This window comes from Enterobacter cloacae complex sp. I3 (assembly GCF_014896175.1).
GTDB classification, from domain to species: domain Bacteria; phylum Pseudomonadota; class Gammaproteobacteria; order Enterobacterales; family Enterobacteriaceae; genus Enterobacter; species Enterobacter bugandensis.
In genome coordinates this window covers 77,263-93,654 of the sequence record NZ_JADBQZ010000019.1, presented here as the reverse complement: position 1 = coordinate 93,654, position 16,392 = coordinate 77,263, and the positions used below count along the sequence as shown (strand labels likewise).

Below are 16,392 nucleotides of genomic sequence, written 5' to 3'. Positions count from 1 at the left end.
AATTTGTAGGCCGGGTAAGGCGTAGCCGCCACCCGGCACAATGGCTACTTCACGTCAAACCGATCCAAATCCATCACCTTCGCCCATGCGGCAACGAAGTCGCGGACAAACTTCTCGTGCGCATCGCTGCTGGCGTAAACCTCGGCCAGCGCGCGCAGGACGGCGTTTGAACCGAAGACCAGGTCGGCGCGGGTCGCGGTGTATTTCACTTCACCGCTGGCGCGATCGCTACCGGCAAACAGCTCGTTTGAATCGTCGGTCGCTTTCCACTGGGTATTCATATCCAGCAGGTTCACGAAGAAGTCGTTGCTCAGCACGCCCTCGCGGCTGGTGAATACGCCGTTCTTGCTGCCATCAAAGTTCGTGCCCAGCACGCGCAGGCCGCCGATCAGCACCGTCAGCTCAGGTGCGGTCAGGGTCAGTTGCTGGGCTTTGTCGATCAGCAGCGACTCGGTGGTAGACACATCCACCTGCGCACGGTAGTTGCGGAAGCCGTCGGCAATCGGTTCGAGCAGGTTAAACATCTCGATATCCGTCTGATCCTGACGAGCATCCACACGGCCCGGCGTGAACGGCACGTTGACGTAAACGCCCGCGGCTTTCGCCGCCTGCTCAACGCCCACAACGCCCGCCAGCACGATGATATCCGCCAGCGAGGCTTTATTGGTGGTGCGCTGAATTGCTTCCAGAGCCGGTAACGCACGTACCGCCGCAGCGTTCACATCCCAGTCGCGCTGAGGCGCCAGCGCCAGACGCGCGCCGTTGGCGCCGCCGCGCTTGTCGCCGCCGCGGAAGGTCGATGCAGACGCCCATGCCACGGAAACCAGCTCGCTCACGGAGAGGCCAGAGGCCGCGATTTCCGCTTTCAGGCTTTCAATGTCTTCCTGCGTCGGATGGAACACCGGCTGAGGCAGCGGATCCTGCCAAATCAGATCTTCTTTCGGCACTTCCGGGCCGATGTACCGCGCTTTTGGCCCCATATCACGGTGGGTCAGTTTGAACCACGCGCGCGCGAAGGCTTCGTTAAAGGCCTGCGGATCGTTCAGGAAGCGACGGGAAATTTTCTCGAATTCCGGGTCGAAACGCAGCGTCAGGTCGGTGACCAGCATGGTTGGCTTACGTTTTTTCGACGGGTCAAACGGGTCTGGCATGATTTCCGGCGCATCCACGGCTTCAAACTGAATCGCGCCTGCCGGGCTGCGGGTCTGCACCCATTCGTATTTGAACAGGTTCTCGAAGAAGTAGTTGCTCCACTGGGTCGGAGTTTGCGACCAGATGACTTCCAGCCCGGAGGTGATGGCGTCAGCGCCAATACCGGTGCCGTGCGTGCTGGCCCAGCCTAAGCCCTGCGCTTCAATCGGCGAGGCTTCCGGATCGGTACCTACGTGCGTGGCTTCACCCGCGCCGTGGGTTTTACCGAGCGTGTGACCACCGGCAATCAGCGCGACGGTCTCTTCGTCGTTCATACCCATGTTGCCAAAGGTGGCGCGGATCGCCGCCGCAGCAGACAGCGGTTCACCGCTGGCGTTTGGCCCTTCCGGGTTCACGTAAATCAGCCCCATTTCGGTGGCCGCCAGCGGGCGCTTCGCCAGTGCTTCCGGGTCACGGTGGGTCAGCCAGGCTTTTTCATCACCCCAGTTCACGTCCAGATCCGGTTCCCAGACGTCTTCACGACCGGCGCCAAAACCAAAGGTGCGGAAGCCGGAGTTCTCCAGCGCCACGTTACCCGCGAGAATAAACAGGTCGGCCCAGGAGATTTTTTGTCCGTATTTTTGCTTGATTGGCCACAGCAGGCGGCGCGCTTTATCCAGGCTGACGTTATCAGGCCAGGAGTTCAGCGGCGCAAAGCGCTGTTGGCCGCGTCCGGCACCGCCGCGTCCGTCAACGGAGCGGTAAGTACCGGCACCGTGCCAGGCCATGCGAATAAACAGACCCGCGTAGCTGCCCCAGTCGGCAGGCCACCACGGTTGAGAATCGGTTAACAGGGCTTTGAGATCGCCCTTGAGGGCGGAATAGTCGAGCTTGCTGAATTCTTTGCGGTAGTCGAAGTCTTCACCCAGAGGGTTCGAACGGTTGGAATGTTGGTTTAGAAGATCGATGCGGAGTTGTTTAGGCCACCACTCTTTGCTGCCGGTACCTGCGCCCGCGCTGTGATCGACGCCGCCCTGATGGAACGGACATTTGCCGGCGGATGCCGCGTTATTGGTCTCGTCTGACGTGCTCATCGCTATGCTCCCTTTACAGTGATACCGTTACGATATACACCACTAGCAATAAGATATAGTTGAATTAATCCACAGATTCGATAGTTAATACCTTTTAACTTTTTATATGATTAAAAAGCCCTCACTTTATGAGGGCTTTTTGCTGATTACGCCGGACGAACGCCCAGCGTATGACAAATGGCGTAGCTCATCTCCGCGCGGTTAAGCGTGTAGAAGTGGAAGTCCTTCACCCCTTCGCGGCTTAAGATCTTCACCATGTCCATCGCGATATTGGCCCCCACCAGCTTGCGGGTTTCCGCGTCATCGTCCAGCCCTTCGTACATTTTGGACATCCACAGCGGAATGCGAACGTTGGTCATATCGGCGAACTTCTTCGCCTGTTTGAAGTTAGAGACTGGCAGAATGCCCGGGATAATTTCGACGTCGATACCTGCCGAGACGCAGCGGTCGCGGAAGCGCAGATAGCTTTCCACGTCAAAGAAGAACTGGGTGATGGCGCGGTTGGCACCGGCCTCCACCTTACGCTTCAGGTTAAGCAAATCCGCCTGGGCGCTTTTCGCTTCCGGGTGGACTTCAGGGTAGGCGGCCACGGAAATATCAAAATCAGCAACGTCTTTCAGCAGCGCGACCAGATCGGTAGCGTACATGTCCGGCTTGCCGCTTCCCGGCGGCAGATCGCCACGCAGGGCAACGATATGGCGAATCCCGTTGTTCCAGTAGTCCTGGGCAATGGCGCGCAGCTCATCGCGGGTGGCGTCAATACAGGTCAGATGCGGCGCTGCTTCCAGACCGGTACGATCTTTGATGCCTTTAATAATGCTGTGCGTACGGTCACGCTCGCCGGAGTTGGCGCCGTAGGTCACGGAGACAAACTTCGGCTTCAGGCTGCTCAGGCGATCGATAGAGCTCCACAGGGTTTGCTCCATTTCACTGGTGCGCGGCGGGAAAAATTCAAAAGAGACGTTAATCTGGCCGTTTACTTCGGCCAGGCTCTGATTCAGTGCTTCCCGCTGGTTGGCGTGAAAAAAGCTCATACCTTACCTCTATCTTTCGCGTGTCATTGTCTGTTGTGTTGTGAACTTCTATACGTTTAGACGTCCAGATGTAAAAATGACGGAAAAGCGGCGTGACGTCAACAGAAATAATCACAATAACGGTGAGGTTTGCTCAGGGAAGATGAAGGGAGTTCATGATGAGGGTGAGCGCGGTCTGATGCCCTCACCCTAACCCTCTCCCACAGGGAGAGGGAAATTCACTTTTTACAGCAGCTTAGCCAGACGGTTAATATCGGACTGGATAGCCCCAGCGGTGACGTCGCGCCCCGCGCCCGGGCCGCGGATCACCAGCGGGTTATCGCGGTACCAGCGGCTTTCAATGGCGAAGACGTTATCGCACGGCAGCAGGGCCGCCAGCGGATGGTCAGGACGCACCGCCTCGACACCCACACGCGCCTTACCGTTCGCCTCGAAACGCGCCACGTAGCGCAGCACCAGCCCCATCTCGTTTGCCGCTTCCAGACGCTGTACCATCTGGTCATTCAGCTCGTCGCCGTTTTCGAAGAAGTGGTCAACAGAACCTTCTTCGCAGCCCGCAGGCACCAGCGACTCGACGCGTACGGAATCCGGTTCGATGTCATAACCGGCTTCACGCGCCAGGATTACCAGCTTGCGCATCACGTCTTTACCGGAGAGGTCAACGCGCGGATCGGGCTCGGTTAAGCCCTGCTGCCACGCCTGATCCACCAGGTCGGTGAACGGTACGGTGCCGTCAAACTGCAGGAACAGCCAGGAGAGCGTGCCGGAGAAGATCCCGCTCAGCGCCAGAATGCTGTCGCCGCTTTCAATCAGGTCACGCACGGTATGGTTAACCGGCAGGCCCGCGCCAACGGTGGCATTATAGAGCCAGTGGCGGCCCGTTTTTTCAAACGCGTCGTGGATCTGACGGTATTTATCGGTGCTGCTCGCCCCCGCCAGCTTGTTGGCGCTGATGACGTGGAAACCGTGGCTGGCGAAATCCAGATACTGATCGGCAAGCTGTTCGCTGGCGGTGACGTCCAGCACCACCAGATCGTCATACGGGTGCGCGCGCATCCACAGGAACAGCGACTCTTCATCCTGCTCAACCGCTTCATCGTTAAAGAAGGCCAACGCCCGGCTGGCGTCCAGCCCTTCGTAGTTCAGCAGGCTGCGGCGGCTATCCACCACGCCCGCAAGAATAAATTCAAACCCGGTACGCGCCGAAAGCGTGACCTGTTCGCGGGCGAACAGCTCCAGCCAGCGGGAACCGATGTTACCCTTACCAAACAGCACCAGGCCGATGCGTTTTTCCGCGCGGAACAGCGAGGTGTGCAGACCCTGAATCAGGCTTTCGGTTGGGCCTTTACGCAGCACGGCGACCAGGCTGATGCCCTCTTCCGACTGCCAGGTGAACTCCACCGGCTGGCCCTTCAGTTGCTGCCAGAAACGGTGGCAGTGCAGCGGGTTACGGGTGACGCCCGCGCCGACCATCGCCACCAGCGCCAGCCCCTGACGCAGGCGAAGCTCGCCCGGCAGGCCCGCTTCGTCGAGAATTTTCAGCGCGCTGTCCGCCACTTCGGCGGTATAGCAGAACTGCAGCAGCTGACGATCGTTATGCACGCCAACGGCCAGCGGACGCACCTGGGCGCGTTTCAGGATCGTGTCGATATCTTTATGCGCCAGCCTGAAGTCCTGACCCGCAGGGACCTGGAACTCGATCAGGCAGATGTCGTCGTGGCTGGTGACGATGCGCGCGCCCGTGCCGGACGCCAGCACGCGCTCAATGCGGGTAGACCCCTGATCCGGCGTATAGCTACAGCGCAGCTGCAGGTCAATATCGCTGCCGGAAACCGGCTGCAGCGTGCGCGCGTGCAGCACCGGGGCCGCCAGACGCGCCAGCTCGCTCGCTTCGTCGAGACGCAGCAGCGGAAGCAGGCAGGCATCTTTCACTTTACGCGGGTCCGCGCTGTAGACACCGGCCACGTCGCTCCAGATGGTAACGCGGGACACGCCCGCCAGGGCACCGATCTGCGTTGCCGAGTAGTCCGAGCCGTTACGGCCCAGCAGCACGGTTTCACCCGCGTTGCTGCGGCTGATAAAGCCGGTGACGACAATACGTTTGCCCGGATGCTGCACCAGCAGCTGTTGCAGCAGCGGATAGGACAACCCTTCGTCCACCTGCGGCTGCGCGGCGCGTTCCGCACGCAGGAAATCACGCGCGTCGAGCCAGGCCGCGTCTACGCCCAGGTGTTGCAGTACGGCGGCCATCAGGCGCGCGGACCACACTTCACCGTGGCCCACCACTTCGGCATACACCGCGTCGGTAATCCCGCTGTCCAGCAGAGCAGCCAGACGCTCAAGGTCATGCGTGAAGGCGCTGATCAGCCCGTCCGCCACGTCCGCAGGCAGCAGGCCGGCAATCAGCTCGCTCTGGTAACGACGTAAGGACTGTTGCACCTGATGCGCAGAAAGGCGATCGGTCTGGCTCAGTTTCAGCCAGCTAATCAACTGGTTGGTGGTGCTGCCCGCCGCCGAGACAACCATCATGTCACCCGGCTGTGAATATTCGGTCATGATCCCTGCGACGCGCAGATAACATTTCACATCAGCAAGACTACTACCACCAAACTTGTGCAGCTGACGACCCTTCGCCCCTGCCTGCGCTATCACACTCATGATTACCCCTTGGCTGCGACCCGGAAGCCATTTTCCAGATCGGCAATTAAATCTTCAGAATCTTCAATACCGGTCGAGATACGCAGCAGCGTCTCGGAAATCCCGGCGGCGGCACGTGCTTCCGGTGCCATACCTGCGTGCGTCATGGTCGCGGCGTGGGAGATCAAGCTTTCAACCCCACCTAAGGATTCCGCCAGCGTAAACAATGACAGCCCGCTCAGGAAGCGACGCAGCGTTTGCTCGTCACCGTCCAGTTCAAAACTTAACATCGCGCCAAATCCCTTCTGCTGGCGCGCGGCAATCTCATGCCCCTGGTTTTCCGGCAGCGACGGGTGATAAAGCTTCTTCACCAGCGGCTGGGTTTTCAGGAAATCGACAATCGCCTGGGCATTACGCTGCGCCACGTCCATGCGCGGCGACAGCGTGCGGATGCCGCGCAACAGCAGGTAGCTGTCGAACGCGCCCGCGGTGACGCCGATGTTATTAGCCCACCATGCCAGTTCCGTGACAACGTCGGGATCTTTTGCAATCACCACGCCCGCCACCACGTCAGAATGGCCGTTCAGATATTTAGTGCATGAATGCAATACCAGATCCGCACCCAGTGCTAACGGGTTCTGAAGGGCCGGACTGAGGAAGGTATTATCCACTACACTTATCGCTCCCGCATCCCTTGCGAGCTGACAAATTTTCGCAATGTCGACAACGCGCAACAATGGGTTGCTTGGACTTTCCACCAGAACCAGCTTCGGCTTCTCTGCCAGCGCCTGTTTCAGCGCCTGTTCGTCGTTTTGATCGACAAACAGCACGCGGTAGCAGCCGCGCTTTGCCAGGCTGTCAAACAGACGATAGCTGCCGCCGTAACAGTCGTGCGGCGCAACCAGCAGATCGCCAGGCTTCAGGAACACCGTGGTCACCAGGTGAATGGCAGACATACCGGTATTGGTTAATACCGCACCCGCGCCGCCTTCCAGTTCCGCCAGCGCGCGCTGGGTTACATCACGCGTAGGGTTGCCGCGACGCGAGTAGTCATGCGCGCGCGGTTCATTAAATCCGGTGAAATTGTAGGTGCTGGAAAGATGAATGGGCGGGACAACGCAGCCGTACTGCTCGTCATCATTTAATCCGCTACGCACTGCGATCGTGGCCTGTTTACGCGTCATGGTGAGGGCTTCCTGGCGAATGAGGTGAAAAGTCAGCCACCAGAGTAAACATTGAAAGTATGGACGTCAATACATCTGGACATCTAAACTTCTTTGCGTATAGATTGAGCAATGCGCAAATAGCCGTTAAAATTATATGCTTTAGTGCACGCTGCAGCGGCAATATCCGTGCCACGGTATCGTCTCTACGGTAAACTACGCAAGATTACGGTTCAAAACGGGCAGTGACCGGTTTGCACCTTTAGATTAATGACTGAGAGGATTAAAGGTATCTCATGGCTGAATGGAGCGGCGAATATATCAGCCCATACGCTGAGCACGGTAAGAAGAGTGAGCAAGTAAAGAAAATTACGGTTTCCATTCCTCTGAAGGTGTTGAAGATCCTCACCGATGAACGTACGCGTCGTCAGGTGAACAACCTGCGTCACGCGACCAACAGCGAACTGCTGTGCGAAGCGTTCCTGCATGCGTTTACCGGCCAACCGTTGCCGAACGATGACGATCTGCGCAAAGAGCGTAGCGACGAAATCCCGGAAGAGGCGAAGGTGATCATGCGTGAACTGGGTATTGACCCGGAGACGTGGGAATACTGAGAAGCGGATACAAAAAAGGCACCTTGCGGTGCCTTTTTTTCGGGAAACTTATTTAGCGCCCGGGATGCTGAAACGCTTGTTGAAGCGGTCAACACGGCCACCGGTTGCAACATCACGCTGCTTACCAGTGTAGAACGGGTGGCATTTGCCGCACACGTCCAGGTTCAGATCGTGACCCACGGTAGAGCGGATCTGGATAGAGTTACCGCAAGAGCAGTTTGCAGTAATCATTTCGTATTTCGGGTGAATATCTTTTTTCATGGGAGAACCTCAGTTAAGGCCGCGTCGCTCTTCCAGCCCTAACGCCAGACACCACGCGATGTTGAATGTAAGTTCTTTGGCGTAAAGTACACCAAAGGCGGCGAATCATACAGAATTTAACCAACGTATGCAAACTGATCCGCACGCCGCTTTTACTAATGTGTATACTAACGCGCCACTTTTCAAGTCAGGAAGATTCGATGCCCGTCGCTCACGTTGCCCTGCCCGTTCCGCTTCCCCGCACCTTTGACTACCTGCTGCCCGACAGCATGAGCGCCAAAGCGGGCTGTCGCGTGACCGTGCCGTTTGGCAAACAGCAGCGCGTGGGGATCGTCGTCTCCGTCAGCGATAAAAGCGAATTACCCCTCAATGAACTGAAATCGGTGGTTGAGGTGCTGGACAGCGAGCCGGTTTACTCCACCAGCACCTGGCGACTGCTGCTGTGGGCGGCAGATTATTATCATCACCCGATTGGCGACGTCCTGTTCCACGCCCTGCCGATCCTGCTGCGCCAGGGCAAGAGCGCCAGCCACGCCCCGATGTGGTACTGGTTTGCCACCGAACAGGGGCAGGCCGTGGACATCAACAGCCTGAAGCGTTCGCAGAAACAGCAGCAGGCGCTGGCAGCGCTGCGCCAGGGAAAAATCTGGCGGCACCAGGTCGACGAGCTTGAGGTCAGCGAAACGGCGCTACAGGCATTAAGAAAGAAAGGGTTGAGCGAGCTGGCCAGCGAAGCGCCCGCCCTTCACGACTGGCGCGACGGCTTCTCCGTCTCGGGCGATCGCCTGCGTCTGAATACCGAGCAGGCCACCGCGGTAGGCGCCATTCATAGCGCCTCGGACCACTTTTCCGCCTGGCTGCTGGCGGGCGTGACGGGCTCCGGCAAGACCGAAGTCTATCTGAGCGTGCTGGAAAACGTGCTCGCGCAGGGCAAACAGGCGCTGGTGATGGTGCCGGAAATCGGCCTGACACCGCAGACCATTGCCCGCTTCCGCGAGCGCTTTAACGCGCCCGTTGAGGTGCTGCACTCCGGGCTGAACGACAGCGAGCGCCTCAGCGCCTGGCTGAAAGCGAAAAACGGCGAAGCGGCGATTGTGATCGGCACCCGCTCGTCGCTGTTTACGCCGTTTAAAAACCTCGGCGTTATCGTGATCGACGAAGAGCACGACAGCTCCTATAAACAGCAGGAAGGCTGGCGCTATCACGCCCGCGATCTGGCGGTCTACCGTGCGCACAGCGAGCAAATCCCTATTATTCTCGGATCCGCCACGCCTGCGCTCGAAACGCTGCACAACGTGCGCCAGCGTAAATACCACATGCTGCGCCTGACGCGCCGCGCGGGGAATGCCCGTCCGGCCATTCAGCACGTGCTGGATCTCAAAGGCCAACAGGTGCAGGCCGGCTTAGCGCCCGCCTTGATTTCCCGCATGCGCCAGCATTTGCAGGCGGGGAACCAGGTCATCCTGTTCCTGAACCGTCGCGGATTCGCCCCCGCCCTGCTGTGCCACGACTGCGGCTGGATTGCCGAGTGCCCGCGCTGCGACCACTACTACACCTTCCATCAGGCCCAGCGACACTTGCGCTGCCACCACTGCGACAGCCAGCGTCCCGTTCCTCGCCAGTGCCCGTCATGTGGTTCCACGCATATCGTGCCGGTGGGGCTGGGAACGGAACAGCTGGAACAGGCGCTTGGCCCTTTCTTCCCGGACGTGCCTATTTCCCGAATCGACCGGGACACCACCAGCCGCAAGGGGGCGCTGGAGCAGCAGCTGGCGGAAGTGCATCGCGGCGGCGCGCGCATCCTGATTGGCACCCAGATGCTGGCGAAAGGGCACCACTTCCCGGACGTGACGCTGGTCGCCCTGCTCGACGTCGACGGCGCGCTGTTCTCGGCAGATTTCCGCTCCGCCGAGCGCTTCGCCCAGCTTTATACTCAGGTGGCAGGGCGTGCCGGTCGCGCGGGGAAACAGGGCGAGGTGGTACTGCAAACGCATCACCCTGAGCACCCGCTGCTACAGACTCTGCTGCACAAAGGCTATGACGCCTTTGCCGAGCAGGCGCTGGCCGAACGCCAGACCATGCATCTGCCGCCGTGGACCAGCCACGTCATCATCCGCGCGGAGGATCATAACAACCAGCAGGCGCCGCTTTTCCTGCAACAGCTGAGGAATCTCCTGCAGGCCAGCCCGCTGGTGGATAACCAGCTGTGGATCCTGGGCCCGATGCCGGCGCTGGCGCCAAAACGCGGTGGACGTTTCCGCTGGCAGATTTTACTTCAGCACCCCTCGCGTATTCGCCTGCAGCACATCGTCAGCGGCACGCTGGCGCTCATCAATACCCTGCCGGAAGCGCGTAAAGTGAAGTGGGTACTGGACGTCGATCCCATCGAAGGCTGAAGACGGATCGAAAAATTTAACGCGCCTCACACTTTTTATGAAAATTCTGTAACCGATTCCATTAACTATCTGTAAAAATGGTGATGTCCGCAGTTCGGTGTTCAGGCGAGGAGAAGACGTTGAAGTCCAGGAAAGAGGTTGCCACGGCGACCATGAAAGACGTTGCCGAGAAAGCACAAGTCTCAACGGCAACCGTGTCCCGCGCATTAATGAACCCGGATAAAGTCTCCCAGGCGACCCGTAACAAGGTTGAACAGGCGGCGCTGGAAGTGGGATATTTCCCGCAGGCGATGGGGCGGAACGTTAAGCGCAATGAATCTCGGACCATCCTGGTAATAGTGCCGGATATCTGCGATCCCTTCTTCAGCGAGATCATTCGCGGTATCGAAGTGACGGCGGCGGAGCAGGGCTATCTGGTGCTGATTGGCGACTGCGCTCACCAGAACCAGCAGGAAAAAACCTTTATCGACCTCATTATCACCAAGCAGATTGACGGCATGCTGCTGCTTGGCTCGCGCCTGCCGTTTGATGCCAGCATCGAAGAGCAGCGCAATTTACCGCCAATGGTAATGGCCAACGAATTTGCGCCTGAGCTTGAGCTGCCGACGGTCCACATTGATAACCTCACCGCCGCGTTCAACGCCGTAAACTATCTCCAGGAGTTGGGACATAAGCGGATTGGCTGCATTGCAGGGCCGGAAGAGATGCCGCTGTGCCACTACCGCCTGCAGGGCTATGTTCAGGCGCTGCGCCGTACCGGTGCGATTGTCGATCCGCACTATATTGCGCGCGGTGATTTTACCTTTGAAGCGGGCGGACAGGCGCTGGAGAAACTGCTGGCGCTGCCGGAACCGCCAACGGCGGTGTTCTGCCACAGCGACGTGATGGCGCTGGGTGCGCTTTCACACGCCAAGCGTCGTGGCTTACGCGTGCCGAAAGATTTGTCGATTATCGGATTCGATAACATTTCACTTTCAGAGTTTTGCGATCCACCGCTCTCCACCGTTTCACAACCGCGCTATCAGATTGGCCGCGAAGCGATGCTGCTTCTGCTGGATCAGCTGCAGGGTCAAGCGGTTAGCAGCGGCTCGCGTTTGCTGGACTGCGAGCTGATTATTCGCGGCTCTACCCAGGCATTGACTTAAAGTAAACGCCTTTCGGACACCCTTATCTGGTCAAAGCCCCGCCGCTTAAGTAACATGGCGGGCTGACGAACGAATAAATACAGCGAAACGATAGTGGCACAACGAGATTATGTACGTCGCGGCCAGCCGGCACCTTCGCGACGCAAAAAGAGCAGTTCAAAAAGCAAGCAGCGTAATCTGCCTGCGGTCTCGCCAGCAATGGTCGCTATTGCTGCGGCCGTGCTGGTGGCCTTTATTGGCGGCCTGTACTTCATCACGCACCATAAAAAAGAAGAGTCCGAGGCCCTTCAGGGCAACAAAGTGGTGGGAAATGGTCTGCCGCCGAAACCTGAAGAGCGCTGGCGCTATATTAAAGAGCTGGAAAGTCGTCAGCCCGGCGTGCGTGCGCCTACTGAGCCCTCAGCCGGTGGCGAAGTGAAGAATGCCGATCAGCTGACGGACGAGCAGCGCCAGCTGCTGGCACAGATGCAGGCCGATATGCGCCAGCAGCCGACGCAGCTGAATGAAGTGCCGTGGAATGAACAAACGCCAGCGCAGCGTCAGCAAACGTTGCAACTGCAGCGTCAGCGCCAGGCACAAATTCAACAGCAGCAACAGCAGCAGTGGACGCAAACTCAGCCGATACAGCAGCCGAAGGCCCAGCCATACCAGCAACCGCAGCAGCAGACGCGTACGGTGCAGTCGCAGCCTGTTCAACAGCCAAAAGCGCAGCCGCCAAAGCAAGCGGCGCAGCCGTATCAGGATCTGCTCCAGACGCCAGCGCATACCACCGCGCAGCAGCCGAAAACGCAGCAGGCCGCGCCGGTAACCAAAGAGACCGAAGCGCCGAAGCAGACGGCAGAGAAAAAAGACGAGCGCCGCTGGATGGTGCAGTGCGGTTCGTTTAAAGGTGCCGAGCAGGCGGAAACGGTCCGTGCTCAACTGGCATTTGAAGGATTTGACTCACGCATTACCACCAATAACGGCTGGAACCGCGTGGTGATCGGCCCGGTTAAAGGCAAAGAAAACGCAGACGGCACCATTTCCCGTTTGAAAGTGGCGGGCCACACAAACTGCATTCGACTCGCCTCCGGGGGTTGAAACCCCCAAAATCCCCCCCATCTATCATTTAATTCAGCCCTGAGCACAGGCTCAGGGCTTCTGTTTCCCGAATCTGTAACCAGGGGGTCTGCTCGTGACAACAATAGTAAGTGTACGCCGTAACGGCCAGGTGGTAATTGCCGGTGATGGCCAGGCCACGCTGGGTAATACCGTCATGAAAGGCAACGTGAAGAAAGTCCGTCGTCTCTACAACGACAAAGTGATCGCCGGTTTCGCAGGCGGCACGGCGGATGCCTTCACGCTGTTTGAACTGTTTGAACGCAAGCTGGAAATGCACCAGGGTCATCTGGTGAAAGCTGCCGTTGAGCTGGCAAAGGACTGGCGTACCGACCGTATGCTGCGCAAGCTCGAAGCGCTGCTGGCGGTCGCGGATGAAACCGCTTCGCTTATCATCACCGGTAACGGTGACGTGATTCAGCCAGAAAACGACCTGATTGCCATCGGCTCTGGCGGCCCTTATGCCCAGGCTGCAGCCCGCGCGCTGTTGGAAAATACCGACATGAACGCGCGTGATATCGCGGTGAAGGCGTTGGATATTGCAGGTGATATCTGCATCTATACCAACCACAACCACACCATCGAAGAATTGACCTCCAAAGCGTAAGGATCTCCTATGTCTGAAATGACCCCACGCGAAATTGTCAGCGAACTGAACAAACACATTATCGGCCAGGATAACGCCAAGCGCTCCGTGGCTATCGCGCTGCGTAACCGCTGGCGTCGTATGCAGCTTGACGAAGAGCTGCGTCACGAAGTCACCCCGAAAAACATTCTGATGATCGGCCCGACCGGCGTCGGTAAAACCGAAATCGCCCGTCGTCTGGCGAAGCTGGCGAACGCGCCGTTCATCAAAGTTGAAGCCACCAAGTTCACCGAGGTGGGCTATGTGGGTAAAGAAGTGGACTCCATCATCCGCGACCTGACCGATTCTGCAATTAAGATGGTGCGCGTCCAGGCGATTGAGAAAAACCGCTACCGCGCGGAAGAGATGGCCGAAGAGCGTATTCTCGACGTGCTGATCCCACCGGCGAAAAACAACTGGGGCCAGGCTGAACAGCAGGCTGAGCCTTCAGCCGCGCGTCAGGCGTTCCGCAAAAAACTGCGTGAAGGCCAGCTGGACGACAAAGAGATTGAGATCGACCTCGCGGCCGCGCCGATGGGCGTGGAAATTATGGCGCCTCCGGGCATGGAAGAGATGACCAGCCAGCTGCAGTCCATGTTCCAGAACCTGGGCGGCCAAAAGCAGAAAGCGCGTAAGCTGAAAATCAAAGACGCGATGAAGCTGCTAATTGAAGAAGAAGCGGCGAAGCTGGTGAATCCGGAAGAGCTGAAGCAGGACGCTATCGACGCGGTTGAGCAGCACGGTATCGTGTTTATCGACGAAATCGACAAAATTTGTAAGCGCGGCGGCAATAGCTCCGGTCCGGACGTGTCCCGCGAAGGCGTACAGCGCGATCTGCTGCCGCTGGTTGAAGGCTGCACCGTCTCCACCAAGCACGGCATGGTGAAAACGGACCACATTCTGTTTATCGCTTCCGGTGCATTCCAGGTAGCCAGCCCGTCGGATCTGATCCCCGAACTGCAGGGTCGTCTGCCTATCCGCGTTGAGCTGCAGGCGCTAACCACCGAAGATTTCGAGCGCATCCTGACGGAGCCAAACGCCTCTGCTACCGTACAGTACAAGGCGCTGATGGCGACCGAAGGCGTGAACCTCGAGTTCACCGAAGACGGTATCAAGCGTATCGCCCAGGCCGCATGGCAGGTCAACGAAACCACCGAGAACATCGGTGCGCGTCGTCTGCACACCGTGCTGGAACGTCTGGTTGAAGACATCTCATATGACGCGAGCGACCTCAACGGTCAAACCATTACCATCGACGCAGACTATGTGAGCAAACATCTGGATGCGTTAGTGGCAGATGAAGATCTGAGCCGTTTTATCCTATAATCGCGGTTACTGCATTCTCATCACTGTTAATGGGGGCTAAGGCCCCCATTTTTATTGGCTAAATTACTATGACTGATATCAGCCGTACTCAGGCGTGGCTCGAAAGTCTTCGCCCTAAAACGCTTCCTCTGGCTTTTGCCGCCATCATTGTCGGCACCGCGCTTGCCTGGTGGCAAGGGCATTTCGATCCGCTGGTGGCAGGTCTGGCGCTCATTACCGCCGGGCTGCTGCAAATCCTCTCTAACCTCGCGAACGATTATGGCGATGCGGTAAAAGGCAGCGACAAGCCTGACCGTATCGGGCCGCTGCGCGGGATGCAAAAGGGGGTGATCACCCAGGCACAGATGAAGCGCGCGCTGATTATCACCGTGGTGCTGATTTGCTTATCTGGCCTGGCGCTGGTGACGGTCGCCTCGAAAACTACCAGCGACTTCATTGGCTTCCTGGTGCTGGGCCTGCTCGCCATTATCGCGGCCATCACCTACACCGTCGGCACGCGCCCTTACGGCTATATTGGCCTTGGGGATATCTCTGTGCTGGTGTTCTTCGGCTGGCTGAGCGTAATGGGGAGCTGGTACTTACAGGCGCATACGGTGATCCCTGCCCTGTTCCTCCCGGCGACCGCCTGCGGCCTGCTGGCGACGGCGGTACTCAATATCAATAATCTGCGCGATATCGACAGCGATCGTGAGAACGGCAAGAACACGCTGGCGGTGCGTCTGGGGCCGGTGAATGCGCGCCGCTATCATGCCTGCCTGCTTATTGGCGCGCTGGTTTGCCTGGCGCTGTTTAACCTGATTTCCCTGCACAGTCTGTGGGGCTGGCTGTTTGTGCTTGCCGCGCCGCTGCTGGTTAAGCAGGCCCGCTTTGTGATGCGTGAACTCAGCCCGGCAGCCATGCCGCCGATGCTGGAGCGAACGGTAAAAGGCGCGCTGCTGACTAACCTGTTGTTCGTCATCGGGATTGTGTTAAGCCAGACGCTCAGTTAGCTGACAAATATCAATTAACAATTGATGATTTTGCCAACAACGCATTTCGCACGATATACTGAACACATTCGCAGCAACTGAGCGTTAAACCTATGAAATACGATACCTCCGAGCTTTGTGACATCTACCAAGAAGATGTCAACGTCGTTGAACCGCTGTTCTCCAACTTTGGTGGGCGGTCATCGTTTGGCGGGCAAATCGTCACGGTGAAATGTTTCGAGGACAACGGGTTGCTGTACGATCTGCTCGAACAGAACGGCCGTGGCCGCGTTCTGGTGGTCGACGGCGGCGGGTCCGTGCGTCGCGCACTGATTGATGCTGAACTGGCCGGCATTGCCGTCCAGAACGAGTGGGAAGGCATTGTGGTGTACGGCTCCGTGCGTCAGGTGGACGATCTCGAAGACCTGGATATCGGGATTCAGGCCATCGCGGCCATTCCGGTAGGCGCTGCGGGTGACGGCATCGGCGAAAGCGACGTGCGCGTTAACTTCGGCGGCGTGACCTTCTTCTCAGGCGATCATCTCTACGCCGATAATACCGGCATTATCCTTTCTGAAGATCCGTTGGATATCGAGTAATAAAACCATAAGCGTGAACCATAAAAAAACCGCCAACAGCAATGTGGCGGTTTTTTTGTCCCTCGGGATTCGCGGTCCGTTGGGAAGTTTTGCAACCTTTAACCAGGATTTTTATCTTACCCTGGTTCAAACCTCAGGTAACCTCATCGACCCTTTATAAATTCCTAATTATCTATGAAAACCTTAACTACGCTGCTATTGCTCATTATGATGCAGCGTCCCTTTCCGCCATTTCGCACATGGGCATCGGTCCAGGGAAAGGTGTAACCACAACCGTAAAGCAGCCTTTAACCAGGCTTGT

13 protein-coding genes are annotated in these 16,392 nt (G+C 58.0%); 8 read left to right on the top strand and 5 right to left on the bottom strand.

Going from position 1 to position 16,392, the window contains the following annotated elements:
- Positions 1-44: 44 nt before the first annotated feature.
- The 4 genes from katG to metB all read right to left on the bottom strand — a co-directional run bounded on the left by katG (position 45) and on the right by metB (position 7,080).
- A complete protein-coding gene (gene katG / locus IM271_RS16000; protein WP_041911802.1) occupies positions 45-2,225 on the bottom strand; it encodes a catalase/peroxidase HPI in 2,181 nt (726 codons plus the stop codon).
- Between the two features lie 146 nt (positions 2,226-2,371).
- A complete protein-coding gene (gene metF / locus IM271_RS15995; protein WP_041911801.1) occupies positions 2,372-3,259 on the bottom strand; it encodes a methylenetetrahydrofolate reductase in 888 nt (295 codons plus the stop codon).
- Positions 3,260-3,484: 225 nt separating this feature from the next.
- Complete coding sequence (locus IM271_RS15990; protein WP_041911800.1) at positions 3,485-5,917, bottom strand: bifunctional aspartate kinase/homoserine dehydrogenase II; 2,433 nt, start codon at positions 5,915-5,917, stop codon at positions 3,485-3,487.
- 2 nt (positions 5,918-5,919) lie between these two features.
- The gene (gene metB / locus IM271_RS15985) at positions 5,920-7,080 is read right to left on the bottom strand and encodes a cystathionine gamma-synthase (RefSeq protein ID WP_021242813.1); all 1,161 of its coding nucleotides are present in this window, start codon (positions 7,078-7,080) and stop codon (positions 5,920-5,922) included.
- Positions 7,081-7,355: 275 nt separating this feature from the next.
- On the opposite strand from metB, the gene metJ reads away from it, so the two are divergent.
- Complete coding sequence (metJ, locus tag IM271_RS15980) at positions 7,356-7,673, top strand: met regulon transcriptional regulator MetJ (protein WP_003862042.1); 318 nt, start codon at positions 7,356-7,358, stop codon at positions 7,671-7,673.
- Between the two features lie 48 nt (positions 7,674-7,721).
- On the opposite strand, the gene rpmE is transcribed toward metJ, so the two are convergent.
- Complete coding sequence (gene rpmE, locus IM271_RS15975) at positions 7,722-7,934, bottom strand: 50S ribosomal protein L31 (protein ID WP_003862040.1); 213 nt, start codon at positions 7,932-7,934, stop codon at positions 7,722-7,724.
- A gap of 200 nt (positions 7,935-8,134) precedes the next feature.
- On the opposite strand from rpmE, the gene priA reads away from it, so the two are divergent.
- From priA to rraA, 7 genes are all read left to right on the top strand, one after another.
- Entirely contained in the window at positions 8,135-10,330 is a 2,196-nt protein-coding gene (priA, locus tag IM271_RS15970; RefSeq protein WP_193052853.1) for a primosomal protein N', read from the top strand.
- Positions 10,331-10,449: 119 nt separating this feature from the next.
- Complete coding sequence (gene cytR / locus IM271_RS15965; RefSeq protein WP_028014838.1) at positions 10,450-11,475, top strand: DNA-binding transcriptional regulator CytR; 1,026 nt, start codon at positions 10,450-10,452, stop codon at positions 11,473-11,475.
- Between the two features lie 93 nt (positions 11,476-11,568).
- Positions 11,569-12,555 (top strand): cell division protein FtsN, encoded by a 987-nt coding sequence (ftsN, locus tag IM271_RS15960; protein ID WP_126300699.1) that lies wholly within the window; start codon positions 11,569-11,571, stop codon positions 12,553-12,555.
- A gap of 94 nt (positions 12,556-12,649) precedes the next feature.
- Positions 12,650-13,180, top strand: a complete 531-nt coding sequence (hslV, locus tag IM271_RS15955; protein ID WP_014072345.1) for an ATP-dependent protease subunit HslV — start codon at positions 12,650-12,652, stop codon at positions 13,178-13,180.
- A gap of 9 nt (positions 13,181-13,189) precedes the next feature.
- The gene (hslU, locus tag IM271_RS15950) at positions 13,190-14,524 is read left to right on the top strand and encodes an HslU--HslV peptidase ATPase subunit (RefSeq protein ID WP_028014840.1); all 1,335 of its coding nucleotides are present in this window, start codon (positions 13,190-13,192) and stop codon (positions 14,522-14,524) included.
- 62 nt (positions 14,525-14,586) lie between these two features.
- Positions 14,587-15,513: a 1,4-dihydroxy-2-naphthoate polyprenyltransferase gene (gene menA / locus IM271_RS15945; RefSeq protein ID WP_100171285.1), complete on the top strand. Its 927-nt coding sequence runs from the start codon at positions 14,587-14,589 to the stop codon at positions 15,511-15,513.
- A 92-nt stretch (positions 15,514-15,605) separates the two neighbouring features.
- Positions 15,606-16,091: a ribonuclease E activity regulator RraA gene (gene rraA / locus IM271_RS15940; protein ID WP_014885702.1), complete on the top strand. Its 486-nt coding sequence runs from the start codon at positions 15,606-15,608 to the stop codon at positions 16,089-16,091.
- Positions 16,092-16,392: the final 301 nt, after the last annotated feature.